At 73.8% G+C, this 12,704-nt stretch carries 10 protein-coding genes; 5 read left to right on the top strand and 5 right to left on the bottom strand.

All coding sequences use genetic code 11. The features are described 5' to 3' along the window. Window positions 1–2,111 (bottom strand): DEAD/DEAH box helicase (locus ACIP5K_RS01145; RefSeq protein ID WP_401403734.1); only part of this gene is annotated, 2,111 nt, incomplete at its 3' end. A 527-nt stretch (window positions 2,112–2,638) separates the two neighbouring features. Between ACIP5K_RS01145 and ACIP5K_RS01140 the strand changes: the two genes are divergently transcribed. Then, window positions 2,639–3,406 (top strand): ferritin-like fold-containing protein, encoded by a 768-nt coding sequence (locus ACIP5K_RS01140; protein WP_401403730.1) that lies wholly within the window; start codon window positions 2,639–2,641, stop codon window positions 3,404–3,406. A gap of 175 nt (window positions 3,407–3,581) precedes the next feature. On the opposite strand, the gene ACIP5K_RS01135 is transcribed toward ACIP5K_RS01140, so the two are convergent. The 4 genes from ACIP5K_RS01135 to ACIP5K_RS01120 form a co-directional block, all read right to left on the bottom strand. Then, entirely contained in the window at window positions 3,582–3,854 is a 273-nt protein-coding gene (locus ACIP5K_RS01135; RefSeq protein WP_401403727.1) for a hypothetical protein, read from the bottom strand. A gap of 213 nt (window positions 3,855–4,067) precedes the next feature. Further along, window positions 4,068–4,295 (bottom strand): DUF3107 domain-containing protein, encoded by a 228-nt coding sequence (locus tag ACIP5K_RS01130; RefSeq protein WP_383497197.1) that lies wholly within the window; start codon window positions 4,293–4,295, stop codon window positions 4,068–4,070. Window positions 4,296–4,450: 155 nt separating this feature from the next. Next, window positions 4,451–5,092 (bottom strand): TetR/AcrR family transcriptional regulator, encoded by a 642-nt coding sequence (locus ACIP5K_RS01125; RefSeq protein WP_401403724.1) that lies wholly within the window; start codon window positions 5,090–5,092, stop codon window positions 4,451–4,453. A 225-nt stretch (window positions 5,093–5,317) separates the two neighbouring features. Next, window positions 5,318–5,536, bottom strand: coding sequence for a hypothetical protein (locus ACIP5K_RS01120; protein WP_401403721.1), 219 nt, complete (start codon window positions 5,534–5,536; stop codon window positions 5,318–5,320). Window positions 5,537–5,755: 219 nt separating this feature from the next. Here ACIP5K_RS01120 and ACIP5K_RS01115 point away from each other — a divergent pair, with 219 nt between their 5' ends. The 4 genes from ACIP5K_RS01115 to ACIP5K_RS01100 all read left to right on the top strand — a co-directional run bounded on the left by ACIP5K_RS01115 (window position 5,756) and on the right by ACIP5K_RS01100 (window position 12,334). Continuing rightward, a complete protein-coding gene (locus ACIP5K_RS01115; protein ID WP_401403718.1) occupies window positions 5,756–7,015 on the top strand; it encodes an alpha/beta fold hydrolase in 1,260 nt (419 codons plus the stop codon). An 8-nt stretch (window positions 7,016–7,023) separates the two neighbouring features. Next, window positions 7,024–8,466 carry a DUF3152 domain-containing protein gene (locus tag ACIP5K_RS01110; protein WP_401403715.1) on the top strand — a complete coding sequence of 481 codons (1,443 nt, stop codon included), beginning with the start codon at window positions 7,024–7,026 and terminating at the stop codon, window positions 8,464–8,466. Between the two features lie 200 nt (window positions 8,467–8,666). Continuing rightward, entirely contained in the window at window positions 8,667–10,793 is a 2,127-nt protein-coding gene (locus tag ACIP5K_RS01105) for a DUF3492 domain-containing protein (RefSeq protein ID WP_401403712.1), read from the top strand. Continuing rightward, complete coding sequence (locus ACIP5K_RS01100) at window positions 10,790–12,334, top strand: hypothetical protein (protein ID WP_401403709.1); 1,545 nt, start codon at window positions 10,790–10,792, stop codon at window positions 12,332–12,334. Before ACIP5K_RS01105 ends, ACIP5K_RS01100 begins: the two co-directional genes overlap by 4 nt. Window positions 12,335–12,704: the final 370 nt, after the last annotated feature.

Here is a 12,704-nt window from a genome sequence, read left to right as displayed (position 1 = left end):
TTGCGGGTGCGCGTGGCGGGCTTGGTCTCGACGGTTTCCGCCGTGTCGACGGCCGCGACGGCCTTCTTGCGGGTGCGGCGCGGCTTGGTCTCCGCGGCGACCTCGGTCTCGACCGTCTCGGCGACGGGCTCGGCCTTCTTGCGGGTGCGCGTGGCGGGCTTGGTCTCGACGGTTTCCGCCGTGTCGACGGCCGCGACGGCCTTCTTGCGGGTGCGGCGCGGCTTGGTCTCCGCGACGGCCTCGGTCTCGACCGTCTCGATGACGGGCTCGGCCTTCTTACGGGTCCGGGTCCGCGCGGGCTTCGCCTCGGCGGGCTCCGCGACGGGCGCGGTGGCCTCGACGGCCTCCACCGTGTCGACGACCGCCTCCGCCTTCTTACGCGTACGGGTACGGGCCCGCGCGGGCTTCGCCTCGGCCTCCGCGACCGGCTCGGCGGCCTGCACCGGCTCGACCGGGGCCACCACGGCGTCCGCCTTCTTGCGCGAACGACGACGCGGCTGGGCCGGGATCTCGGCCTCGGTCACCGGGGCGACGGCCTCGACGACCGCCTCCGCCGTCTGCACGACGGTCTCGGCGGCGACCGGACCGGCCGGCGGCGCGACAACGGCACCACGCGTGCGGCGGCGACGGCGCGGCGTGCGCGGCTCCGCCGCAGCGGCGGATTCCTCGACGGCGGGGCCGGCGGACCCGGCGGGCCCGGCGGGGCTGACGGGAGCGGCCGTGGCGGTCGCGGCCGCGGCCTCCGCGGCGACCGGCTCGCCGTTGCGCGTGCGACGGCGACGGCGCGGGGTACGGGCGGAACGCTCGCGCTCCTGCTCGCGGCCCTGGTCCCGGTCGCGGTCACGACGGTCCCGGTCCCGGTCGCGGTCCTGCGACGGACGGCCACCGCGGCCACCGCGCGGCGACGCGCCCCGGCCACCGGTCTCGCCCAGGTCCTCGATCTCCTCGGCCGCGAGCCCGGCGCGCGTGCGCTCCGAACGCGGCAGCACACCCTTGGTGCCGGCCGGGATGCTCAGCTCCTCGTACAGGTGCGGGGAGGACGAGTACGTCTCGACCGGGTCGTTGAACTTCAGGTCGAGCGCCTTGTTGATCAGCTGCCAGCGCGGGATGTCGTCCCAGTCGACCAGCGTGATCGCGATGCCCTTCTTGCCCGCGCGGCCGGTGCGGCCGATGCGGTGCAAGTACGTCTTCTCGTCCTCGGGGGACTGGTAGTTGATGACGTGCGTGACGCCCTCGACGTCGATGCCGCGGGCGGCGACGTCGGTGCAGACCAGCACGTCGACCTTGCCGTTGCGGAACGCGCGCAGCGCCTGCTCGCGGGCGCCCTGGCCCAGGTCGCCGTGGACCGCGCCGGAGGCGAAGCCGCGCTTCTGCAACTGGTCGGCGATGTCGGCGGCCGTGCGCTTGGTGCGACAGAAGATCATCGCGAGTCCGCGGCCGTCGGCCTGGAGGATGCGCGCGACCATCTCGGGCTTGTCCATGTTGTGCGCGCGGAAGACGTGCTGCTTGGTGTTCGCGACGGTCTGGCCCTCGTCGTCCGGCGCCGTGGCGCGGATGTGCGTGGGCTGCGACATGTATCGACGGGCCAGTCCGATGACCGCGCCCGGCATGGTCGCCGAGAACAGCATGGTCTGACGCTTCGCCGGCAGCATCTTGATGATCTTCTCGACGTCGGGCAGGAAGCCCAGGTCGAGCATCTCGTCGGCCTCGTCCAGGACGAGCGCCTTCACGTGCGACAGGTTCAGCTTCTTCTGGCCGGCCAGGTCGAGCAGCCGGCCCGGGGTGCCGACGATCACGTCGACGCCCTTCTTGAGGGCCTCGACCTGGGGCTCGTAGGCCCGACCGCCATATATGGCGAGGACACGCACATTGCGCACCTTGCCGGCGGTGAGGAGGTCGTTGGTCACCTGCTGGCACAGCTCGCGCGTCGGGACGACGACGAGGGCCTGCGGGGTGTCGGTGAGCTGCTCGGGCGTGGCCCGGCCCGCCTCGACGTCCGCGGGGACGGTGACGCGCTCCAGGAGCGGCAGACCGAAACCGAGGGTCTTGCCTGTGCCGGTCTTGGCCTGGCCGATGACGTCCGAGCCCGACAGGGCCACGGGGAGGGTCATCTCCTGGATGGGGAACGGATTGATGATGCCGACTGCCTCAAGGGCCTCTGCCGTCTCGGGGAGAATGCCGAGCTGACGGAATGTCGAAGTCTGCGTAGTCAGGGTGCTGCCTCTTCTGTGAGGTGCGGTGCGAGGCGAACGCGGGGGTCTTGACCGTGCCAGTGCCGTGCCGTTGGTACGCCGGTCCCTGATCCGCTGCTGCGGTGGGGCCGGGTGGCGCGGGACCACTGCCGACGCTCGAGCGCTCGTGCCGCTGAGGGTCCCTCCTCGATCCGGACGCCTTGTGACGTACGAGCCGGAGGGCTGTCGGGTCGGAGCCGATCGGGCCTCCGACCGGGCATCCTCATTCGTGCGGCCCGTCACATCTGCGTGCGAGCACCCTTGCGATGGGGGGCAGGGCGGCTTGCACTCGACGGGCTCATTACCACCATACCCCGGAAACGCGCATGCGCGATGGCCGATTTGGTCACGTAGTCGTCGTCACACTCATTGACCAGGGACTTCCGCGTGGCGGTGAGCGGGCTATTGTGCGCTTCATGGAGACGCCTGACAACGCCACGCCCGCCACCGCAGCGACCGACGCAGCGAGCGACGCTCCGACCGGGATCGCCGCCCAGGACTGGGCCACCGCGTCCGCGGACGAGCACTACCGCGCTGCCGTCGTCGACCTGCTCGGCGCCCTCGCCTACGGCGAACTGGCCGCGTTCGAGCGGCTCGCCGAGGACGCCAAGCTGGCGCCCACGCTCGCCGACAAGGCGGAGCTGGCGAAGATGGCCTCCGCCGAGTTCCACCACTTCGAGCAGTTGCGCGACCGGCTCGCCGCGGTCGGCGCCGAGCCGACGGCGGCGATGGACCCGTTCGTCGGCGCCCTCGACGGCTTCCACCGCCAGACCGCGCCGTCGGACTGGCTGGAGGGCCTGGTCAAGGCGTACGTGGGCGACTCGATCGCCTCCGACTTCTACCGGGAGGTCGCGGCCCGGCTGGACTCCGACACCCGTGAGCTGGTGCTCGCCGTGCTCGACGACACCGGGCACGCGTCCTTCGCCGTCGAGAAGGTGCGCGCCGCCATCGAGGCCGAGCCGCGCGTCGGCGGCCGGCTCGCGCTGTGGGCGCGGCGGCTGATGGGCGAGGCCCTGTCGCAGTCCCAGCGGGTGGTCGCCGACCGCGACGCCCTGTCGACCATGCTGGTCGGGGGCGTCGCCGACGGGTTCGACCTGGCCGAGGTCGGCCGGATGTTCTCGCGGATCACCGAGGCGCACACCAAGCGGATGGCCGCCCTCGGACTCGCCGCGTAGTACCAGCACACTCCAGCGCAGGCCCGCACGGTCCGGCGCAGGCCCGCACGGTCCGGCGCAGGCCCGCACGGTCCGGCGCAGGCCCGCACGGTCCGGCGCAGGCCCGCACGGTCCGGCGCGGGCCCGTACGGTCCCGCGCGGCCGTTCCTGCGGCCGCGCGCCCCTCGCGGCGTCCTCAGGCGGACGTCGGGAGGTGGCGCGCTCGGCGGCGGGTGGGGCGCAGCAGCAGCGACAGCAGCGCCACCGCCATCACGATCGAGCCGCAGAGCGTGGCCAGCTCGTGGCCGGAGCCCAGCGACGTGTGCGTGACGAACGCCCCGAACAGGGCGCCGGTGATCCCGGTCGGCAGCACCAGCGTGCGCGACGGCAGGCGGTGCGGCAGACGGTTGCTCGCGGCCCAGGCGAGGGCCAGACCGAGCAGTGCGGATCCAAAGGCTTCGAGAAGCATGGTGAGGGTCCCTCCCGCGCGGCCAGTAGGTGCAAATCGGTCCTAGCCGGTCTACCCCTGGTACCCGGAACGCAATCCTCCCCGTGTGTCCCGGCTGTGGTCGCCCTGTGAACCCGCGGCAACGACAGGACAACGACGGACAACGACAGAAGGGGCCCGGCGGCATCCTGCCGCCGGGCCCCTCCTGGTGCTGATCCGCTCTGCTGATCCGCTCTACAGAGGGCCGAAGCCCACCTTCCGCACTGCGGGCTCGCCCAGCTCCACATAGGCGAGACGGTCGGCCGGGACCAGGATCTTGCGACCCTTCTCGTCCGCCAGCGAAAGCAGCTGCGCCTTGCCGGACAGCGCCGCGGACACCGCGCTCTCGACCTCCTCGGCGGACTGGCCGCTCTCCAGAACGATCTCGCGGGGCGTGTGCAGCACGCCGATCTTGACCTCCACGGCCTTGTCCCTCCGACGATCCGTGATGCGCGCGGACTACCGCGCCGTACGCAGCACAGATTAGCCCGCCCGGCCGACGCTCCCGGCGTCCCGGCGGCACGCCAAGAGCGAACAGCGCACCGGGAACAAAACGGGACGGCCCGCGAGCGGCCGGCTCAGAGGTGCTCGGCGCCGTGCAGCGGGAACCCCGCGATGCCGCGCCAGGCCAGCGAACTGAGCAGCTGCACCGCCTTGTCGCGGGGCACCGGGCTCGCGCTCGACAGCCAGTAGCGCGCGACGACCTGGGAGACGCCGCCGAGACCCACGGCGAGCAGCATCGACTCGTCCTTGGACAGCCCGGTGTCCTCGGCGATGACGTCCGAGATCGCCTCGGCGCACTGGAGGCTGACCCGGTCGACGCGCTCACGCACCGCCGGCTCGTTCGTCAGGTCCGACTCGAAGACGAGCCGGAACGCCCCGCCCTCGTCCTGCACGTACGCGAAATAGGCGTCCATGGTCGCCTGCACGCGCTGCTTGTTGTCCGAGGTCGACGCGAGCGCCGTGCGCACGGACTGCAACAGGGACTCGCAGTGCTGGTCGAGCAGGGCGAGATAGAGCTCCAGCTTGCCCGGGAAGTGCTGGTAGAGGACCGGCTTGCTGACGCCGGCACGCTCGGCGATGTCGTCCATCGCGGCCGCGTGGTACCCCTGCGCCACGAACACTTCCTGTGCCGCGCCCAGAAGTTGATTGCGTCGGGCTCGGCGCGGCAGGCGTGTGCCCTTGGGGCGCGCCGCCTCCGTCTGCTCGATGGCTGTCACGCCGCCTCCCAATATCGTCCGTGTGCTGCAGTGTGCGCCGCGCCGTCATCGTACTTTTGGGTAACCAGGATGTGCGCGGTGCGAGCGCAGAATTTCACGGACCGGACGTCTGTGAAAGCCGCTCGTCGCGCCCCTGTGGGCACAAAGTGACGCATACCGATGGATGCGGCGACGGAGGCGGCGGCAGCGGTGCGCGTGCGGCCGACGCCTCCGGTCCCGGCGGCGTCACCGATAGTCGTCCTCATCGAGCGCGACCACCCTCGCCTGCTCGACCCGGTCCGCCTCGTCGGCGCCGTCCGGGTCGGCCGGATCGACCGGCACGTCGTCCTGCTGGGGGGTCAGTTCGGTGGACTGCTCGGCGGCGTCGGCCTCCGGCTCCTCCACCCCGATCTCCGGGGGGCGGTTGTCGGTGAAGGTCCCGGGCTCGCTCGGGTCGACCGTCATCAGTGGCTCCCTTTCCTCACTTGTCCGTGTGTGGGCGGGTGCCCTGTATCGAGCGTAGGAGACACCCGATCGGGGCGCTATGCGATCTCCTGGTGGGCGTCCTTCCCCGTTCCGGTCCGGCTCTCCCGGCGGGCGGGGGGAGGCTTTGGGGAGAGGTGTGCGCGATCTGTGATGGCGAACACACGCTCCTCAGTGTGATCACCTCGTAACATATGCCGCATGCCTTCGACCGATTCGCCGCGTGTGCCTCCCGCTGTCGCCGCCGTGGCGCCCAAGCCGGGCGCCGTTCAGGTCACGGAGGGGGAGAGACTGCGCTCGGTCGGTCTGCCGGGGGTGACCCTGACGGTCCGCTCGCGGCCGGGCACCCGGGAGGGGCTGCCGCCCGCGCTCTACGTGCACGGTCTGGGCGGTTCCTCGCAGAACTGGTCGGCGCTGATGCCGCACCTGGAGGACGTCGTCGACGGCGAGGCCGTCGACCTGCCCGGCTTCGGCGACTCGCCGCCGCCGGACGACGGCAACTACTCGGTGACCGGGCACGCGCGTGCCGTCATCCGCTATCTGGAGGCCGAACGGCGCGGTCCCGTGCACCTCTTCGGGAACTCGCTGGGCGGGGCCGTCGCGACCCGCGTCGCCGCCGTCCGTCCCGACCTCGTCCGCACGCTGACGCTGGTGTCGCCCGCGCTGCCGGAGATCCGGGTTCAGCGCACCGCCCTGCCGACCGGACTGCTCGCCGTGCCCGGGGTGGCCTCGCTCTTCACCCGGCTCACCAAGGAGTGGACGGCCGAGCAGCGTGTGAGCGGTGTCACGGCCCTCTGTTACGGAGACCCGGGCAGCGTCTCGCCGGAGGGTTTCCGGGCGGCCGTCGAGGAGATGGAACGGCGGCTCCAACTGCCGTACTTCTGGGACGCGATGGCCCGCTCCGCGCGCGGGATCGTGAACGCGTACACGCTCGGTGGCCAGCACGGTCTGTGGCGACAGGCGGCCCGCGTACTCGCGCCGACACTCCTCGTCTACGGTGGACGTGACCAGCTCGTCTCCTACCGGATGGCGGCGCGTGCGGCGCGCACCTTCCCGGAGTCGCGTCTCCTCACGCTCCCCGACGCGGGGCATGTGGCGATGATGGAATACCCGGAGACCGTCGCGACGGCGTTCCGGGAACTCCTCGCGGACAGCGAGGCGTTGAACGGGACGCCCGTGCCGGGGGAGGCGCGGGAGCGGAGCGGGCCCCGGTCCGGCTCCGCGTCCGGTTCGGGTTCCGCGTCCGGTTCGGGTTCCGCGTCGGGTTCCGGTTCCGGGGTCGGCGCGGTACAGGACGAAGCGGGCGAGTCGGTCGAGGCGCGCGGGTCCCTTGAGGCTCGTGAGTCATCCGAGACACGCGAGACGCGCCAGACACAGACGCACCAGACGCAAACGCACCAGACACATGAGGCGCACGACGCGCCGGACAGTACGACACACCGATCGAAGTTGGGGAGCTGAGGCGGCGAGTGGGACGGCACAGCCGCCGAGGGCCGGCGGACAACGGCGACACCGCCGACATACCCGCACCACCCGAGCCGAGCGGCCCGCAGCAGGAGGGCCCGGGCTCAGGGCGCCGGCGCAGGGACGTCGCACCGGAGGGTGCCGTCCAGGCCGCACCCCGCCCGCCCGCGCGGCCGGACGCTCCGTCCGTCCGCGGCGGCCACCCCGAGCAGCGGGAGCCGGGCGGCGGCTGGGGCGCGGGATCACTCGCCGAGAAGCGGACCGGCGGTACCGGGTCGCTCACCGGGAAGCGGGCCGGAGGTGCCGGGTCGCTCACCGAGCAGCGGGCCGGAGGTGCCGGGGCCGGGAGTGTGCGGGACGAGTCGCGGACGTCGTCGCGGGGTGCGGCGACACCGGCGGCCGGGACGCCGACCGTGCCGCACCCGCGGTCCGCGCGGCCCCGCCAGGAGTACGTCGACGCCTTCGACGCGCCGTCAGCGCGCCAGGGCCCGCAGGCCTCCGGCGGCGGCCGGGGCGCTGCCACGGGCACCGACGCGGCGCCCGGGACGGACGCCTCGGGCGGCGGCTCGGGTTCCGGGAACACCGTCGTGGTCGAGACGGCCGAGGCCGACGGCGGCCGGGAGAGGCGCGGCAAGGGCCTGACCTTCACCGGCATCGCCGCCGCGGCCGTCACCACCGTGCTCGCCGTCGTCGTCGCGGGCCAGGTGGCCGACGGGCACGGCGGATCCGGCGACGTCTCGTCGAAGTCCGCCGACGGCGCACGCGGCCACGACGACTCGGCGTCCCGCTCGGACGACCGGGCCACCCCGTCCAGGACCGCGCAGGCCGCCCCGGCCACGTACGACCAGAAGATGGCGAAGAAGTACCCGCTCGCGGCCGACCTGAAGGCGTCGGGGAAGTTCGACGCGATCGGCGGCTCCGACAAGGCGCCGGGGCACGGGCAGAAGTTCCGGTACCGCGTCGACGTGGAGAAGGGGCTCGGACTCGACGGCAAGCTGTTCGCGCAGGCCGTGCAGAAGACCCTGAACGACAAGCGGAGCTGGGCCCACGACAGCGCGCGCACCTTCGAGCGGATCTCCTCCGGCCGGCCGGACTTCGTGATCACTCTGGCCAGCCCGGGCACCACCGCGGACTGGTGTGCGAAGTCGGGACTCGACACGACCGAGGACAACGTGTCGTGCGACTCGGCCGCCACCGACCGCGTGATGATCAACGCCTACCGGTGGGCGCAGGGCTCCAAGACGTACGACCACGTGCTCCACGACAGCGCCATCCACCCCTACCGGCAGATGCTCATCAACCACGAGGTCGGCCACCGGCTGGGCTTCAACCATGTCACCTGCACCCAGGACGGCGCGCTCGCCCCGGTCATGCAGCAGCAGACGAAGTTCCTGACCTTCCAGGGCATCACCTGCAAGCCCAACCCCTGGGTGTACCCCAACGGTTGACGCTTCGTGGCGTTCCGTAGCGCGATGATCTCTTAGCGCGACAGAACGTCACGCGCGCGCGAAAGTTACGCCTGTTCACCCCTTTTGGTGGCGCGATGGACAACCGTCCATCGCGCCACCGGCATGTCCGCATACGTTCGTCCCGCTGCGAGCCGCCGACCCAACGGCGGCTCCCCATACGGGAGATCGGGGGTGTACTCGTGCGTATCGGACTGCTGACCGAGGGTGGCTACCCGTATGTGAGCGGTGACGCCAGGCTCTGGTGCGACCGGCTCGTGCGCGGGCTCGAGCAGCACGAATTCGACATCTACGCGCTCAGCCGCAGCCAGGAGCAGGAGGCCGCGGGCTGGCTCGAACTGCCCCCGCAGGTGGCCCTGGTGCGGACCGCTCCGCTCTGGACGGAGCGCGCGGGTGCCGCTGGCGACGGAGTGCGCGGCGCACTCGGACGGCGCGCCCGTCGCCGCTTTGCCACCCTGTACGCCGAGCTGGCCGAGGCCGTGGTGTGCGGAACCGGCGACGGCTCCGGCAGCGGAACCGGTAACCGGAGGGGGAACGGGACCGGGAGCGGGGCCGGCATCGGCTCGGACCCGGGGTCCGGGCTCGGGCTCGGGCTCGGTCACCGGGCGGGGAGCGGAACGGGTAACCGGTCCGGAAACGGGGTCGTGGTCGGGAGCGGCACGGATGACGGGTCCGGAAGCGGGAGCGCGGCCGGGAGCGGATCCGGCGTCCCCGACGCCTTCGCCCTCGGCGAGGCGGACCGTTTCGCCAACGCGCTGTACGGGCTGGCCGAGCTCGCCCGCGACGAAGGCGGCCTCGGGTCCGCGCTGCGCTCCGAGACCGCCGTGCGCATCCTGGAGCGCGCCTGCCGCGCCCCCGGCGCCCTGCGCGCCGCCCGGGGGGCCCGGGTGCCCGACCTGCTCGCCTTCGCGGCCGAGGTCGCGTGTGTACTGCGCCCGCTCTCCCTGGACTGGTACGACGACGCGGCCGACGGCTCCGGTGGCGGCGGTCTCGGCGCCGTCGACCTCTGCCACGCCACCTCGGGCGGGGCGGCGGCCCTGCCGGGACTGATCGCCAAGCGGTTCCACGGCGTCCCGCTGCTCGTCACCGAGTACGGGGTGCAGCTGCGGGCCCGCTACATCGCGGCGGGCGACGCCGAGCTGAGCGCGCCGGTGCGCGCGCTCCTCGCCGCCTTCCACGGCCGGCTCGCCGCCGAGGTCTACCGGCAGGCCGCCGTCATCACCCCGGGCAACGCCCACGCCAGGCGCTGGCAGGAACGGTGCGGCGCCGACCGCGCCAAACTGCGCACCGTCCACCCCGGTATGGAGGCCTCCCGCTTCGCCGAGGTCGGCGAGCGCGAGGAGCCGGGGGAGCCGGACACGCTGGTCTGGGTCGGGCGGATCGATCCGTCCAAGGACCTGATCTCGCTGCTGCACGCCTTCGCGGAGGTCCGCAAGGAGGAGCCGGGAGCGCGGCTGCGCATCGTGGGGGCGATGCCGACGGGTTCTCGACCGGGCTCCGGCTCCGGCTCGGGCTCGGGATCCGGCTCGGGATCCGGTGCGGGTGTGAGCGCGGGCCCGGCCGCGGCGCTCGGCTCGGGCGCGGGCTCCGGTTCCGGTTCTGGTACCGGAACCGGGAGCGAGCAGGGGGCCAAGGCGTACCTCGGGCACTGCAAGGCTCTGGCCGCGCAGCTCTTCCCCGACGAGGCGGCGGGCCTGCACGTCATAGGTGAGAACCCGGTCTCCTTCGAAGAACTCGGCGCCCCGGAGGCGCCCGGCCTCGCCGAGGTCTACGGCTCCGGTGCCGTCGTCGTCCTCTCCAGCGTCGTCGAAGGCTTCCCGATCAGCCTCGTCGAGGCCATGTTCTGCGGACGCGCGACGGTGTCGACCGACGTGGGCGCCGTCGTCGAGGTGATCGGCGGCACCGGTCTCGTGGTGCCCCCGCGCAACCCGCGCGCCCTCGCCGAGGCGTGCGTGGCCCTGCTGCGCGACTCCGAACGCCGCGAACGGCTCGGCGCGGCCGCCCGGGCCCGCGCCCTGGAACTCTTCACCGTCGAGCAGAACGTCGCGGCATTTCACGGCATTTACCTGGAGATCGTCTCGCACTGCCCGGTGCGCCGGGAGGCCGTCGACGCGGCCGGGGAGCCCCGCCCGTTCGCCCATCCGCCCGAGGCCCACGTACCGGGCCGCTGGACGGCACCGGCCACCGGCGGCACCTGGCCGGCCGGCCGCTCCACCGGTACGGCTGTGCCGCGCCGGGCGACCGCGCTCGGCGGCGGGCGCGAGGAACTGGCCGGCGTGACACGCGGCGGCGGGGAGGGGGACGCATGAGCGCGAGGGACGACCTCGACGGCCCGGACGGCGGCCGTGGCCGCGCCGACGTGCCCCGGGTGCCGGTGGGCGCCGGGGCCTGGGGGACCAGCTCGGAAGAGGCGCTGGCCCTGACCGTCACCGAACAGCCGACCGCGCCCGAGACCGCCGTCGACGCCCCGGAAGCCACCGGCGCCGCCGACTCCCCGGGCCCCCTCGACACGTCCCCGGACCCCCTCGACACTCTCGACTCGGACCTGCTGCACGAGTCCGCCGCGTGGCGCAGGACGACCGGCACCGGTGACGCGCCCCGCCCCACCCGCCCACGGCCCGCCCACAGCACCGACCTGCCGGCCACCGCGACGCCGCGCACCGCCCCGAGCACCGACCTGCCGGCCACCGGGACGACGCGCACCGAGGTGCCCGGCACCGGGGCGCGGGCGTCCCGGGCCGCCGGCTCCCGCACGGGGCAGCGCCGTTCCGGAGTGGACCCCGTCAAGGTCCTGATGCACCGCCACCGCGAGCTGTGCGAGCGCGCCGTCGACCCGCTGGAGATCGCGGCCGGCCTGGAGGCGCACGGCCTGACCGACCGGGCCGCCGCCCACTACCGGCACAAGGACGTCTTCTCGCTCGCCGAGGAGATGTACGCGCGCATGCCGAGGGACGGCGAACCGGGCGCACCGGCCACCACCGCCCCGGCCCCCACCACCGGCGCACACGGCGCGTGGGCCGGGCTCGCGCTGCTGCCCGGCGCCGTCTGCGCCCTCGCCCTGCTCGCCCTGCGTCTCACCACCGGCACCGCACACCTGGCCGTCGCGGTCACCGGCGCCCTGGCCCTCGCCGTCGCCCTGCGCACCACCCTGCGCCACGGCCCCCTGCGCGCCGGCGCCCGGCCCCCCGCGCCCGCCACCCGGCTGTGGGTCTGGTCGCTCCTCCTCTACACGGTCTTCGGCGACGGACTCCTGAACGCGGCACTGGCCGGCGGCCCCGACGAGACCTGGGCCCCTGCCACGGCCCCGCTCCTCGCCCTCGCCGTCGCCGTGGCGCCCGCGACCTGGTGCGCCCGGCTCTTCGCGGCCGGCGCCCGCCGCCGCCTCGCCGCCAGCCGCGGCCTCGCCGACTTCACCTCCTCCGTGCGCCCCCTGCTGCTCGGCTGCGTCCTGCTCTTCACGGTCGCCCTCGCCGTGCTCCTCGCCGCGGCCGGAGCCGTCGTCACCGGGGCCGCCCCCGGCACGGACTACGCAGGTGCGGGCGCCCTGGGCGTCCTGCTGCTGCTCGCCCGACTGCTCGGCGCACACGGCCGCACCCACGCGCCGGCCGTGGTGCTGGGCGTGGCCGCCGGGGCCGAGATCCTCGCCGTCGCCACCGTGTTCGCCGCGCGACTGCCGGGCTGCGCCGTCCTCGGCGTCCCCGTGGAGAGCGCCGTCGACGCCCTCGGCGCGGGGGTGGTGCCCGGCACGGTGTGCGCCGTCGCCGCCCTCCTCCTGCTGGTCCACGTCAACCGGACCCTCACCCTCGCCTCCGCCCACGCCCGCACCGACGACCGGGCGAGCACCCCATGACCCCCACACGCACCACCCGAGTGCCTGCCACACGCACCACCCGAGCCACAGCCGGACGCGCCCCGACCCGGCGCACCCCGCACCTGGCCTGAGCCCCACCTTCCTCCCGCGGGGCCGACACCGCGGGCCCTCCCTTCGACTCTCAGCAACATCCGTAAGGAGAACGCCAGATGACCACCCCTCCTCCCGGAGGCACCGGATACGCCGGATACTCCGGACCTCATGGGCAGCGCGGAACCCACGGGCAGCGCGTGCCGCGCGCGGTCCACCCGGTACTCCCGGTGCCTCCGGCGCCGCCGGTACCCCTGGCGTCGTCGGTGCCCCCCGCGCCGCCGGCCCGCCCGGTGCTGTCGCCGCGAACCCTGGGAGG

The organism is Streptomyces sp. NPDC088785 (genome assembly GCF_044750685.1).
Classification (GTDB): domain Bacteria; phylum Actinomycetota; class Actinomycetes; order Streptomycetales; family Streptomycetaceae; genus Streptomyces.
Note: the sequence above shows the minus strand (reverse complement) of the source record. Positions and strands in the feature narration are given on the sequence as shown.